The sequence below is a fragment of the Streptomyces naganishii JCM 4654 genome, from assembly GCF_014650575.1.
Classification (GTDB): Bacteria; Actinomycetota; Actinomycetes; order Streptomycetales; family Streptomycetaceae; genus Streptomyces; species Streptomyces naganishii.
On the sequence record NZ_BMVF01000059.1, the window covers coordinates 1 to 1,412 of the forward strand.

At 56.7% G+C, this 1,412-nt stretch carries 1 rRNA gene; it reads right to left on the reverse strand.

The features are described from left to right. A 23S ribosomal RNA gene (locus IE217_RS34325) occupies positions 1-1,412 on the reverse strand; the annotation flags it as partial.

Below are 1,412 nucleotides of genomic sequence, written 5' to 3' on the forward strand. Positions count from 1 at the left end.
ACCAGTTACCTGGCTTCCAGATCCGGCCTATCAACCCAGTCGTCTACTGGGAGCCTTACCCCATCAAGTGGGTGGGAGTCCTCATCTCGAAGCAGGCTTCCCGCTTAGATGCTTTCAGCGGTTATCCCTCCCGAACGTAGCCAACCAGCCATGCCCTTGGCAGAACAACTGGCACACCAGAGGTTCGTCCGTCCCGGTCCTCTCGTACTAGGGACAGCCCTTCTCAAGACTCCTACGCGCACAGCGGATAGGGACCGAACTGTCTCACGACGTTCTAAACCCAGCTCGCGTACCGCTTTAATGGGCGAACAGCCCAACCCTTGGGACCGACTCCAGCCCCAGGATGCGACGAGCCGACATCGAGGTGCCAAACCATCCCGTCGATATGGACTCTTGGGGAAGATCAGCCTGTTATCCCCGGGGTACCTTTTATCCGTTGAGCGACGGCGCTTCCACAAGCCACCGCCGGATCACTAGTCCCGACTTTCGTCCCTGCTCGACCCGTCGGTCTCACAGTCAAGCTCCCTTGTGCACTTACACTCAACACCTGATTGCCAACCAGGCTGAGGGAACCTTTGGGCGCCTCCGTTACCCTTTAGGAGGCAACCGCCCCAGTTAAACTACCCATCAGACACTGTCCCTGATCCGGATCACGGACCCAGGTTAGACATCCAGCACGACCAGACTGGTATTTCAACGACGACTCCACACGAACTGGCGTCCATGCTTCACAGTCTCCCAGCTATCCTACACAAGCCGAACCGAACACCAATATCAAACTGTAGTAAAGGTCCCGGGGTCTTTCCGTCCTGCTGCGCGAAACGAGCATCTTTACTCGTAGTGCAATTTCACCGGGCCTATGGTTGAGACAGTCGAGAAGTCGTTACGCCATTCGTGCAGGTCGGAACTTACCCGACAAGGAATTTCGCTACCTTAGGATGGTTATAGTTACCACCGCCGTTTACTGGCGCTTAAGTTCTCAGCTTCGCCCCACCGAAATGGAGCTAACCGGTCCCCTTAACGTTCCAGCACCGGGCAGGCGTCAGTCCGTATACATCGCCTTACGGCTTCGCACGGACCTGTGTTTTTAGTAAACAGTCGCTTCTCGCTGGTCTCTGCGGCCACCCCCAGCTCGAGGAGCAAGTCCTCTCACCAGAGCTGGCCCCCCTTCTCCCGAAGTTACGGGGGCATTTTGCCGAGTTCCTTAACCATAGTTCACCCGAACGCCTCGGTATTCTCTACCTGACCACCTGAGTCGGTTTAGGGTACGGGCCGCCATGAAACTCGCTAGAGGCTTTTCTCGACAGCATAGGATCATCCACTTCACCACAATCGGCTCGGCATCAGGTCTCACCCTGCGTGAGTGGCGGATTTGCCTACCACTCGGGCTACACCCTTACCCCGGGACAACC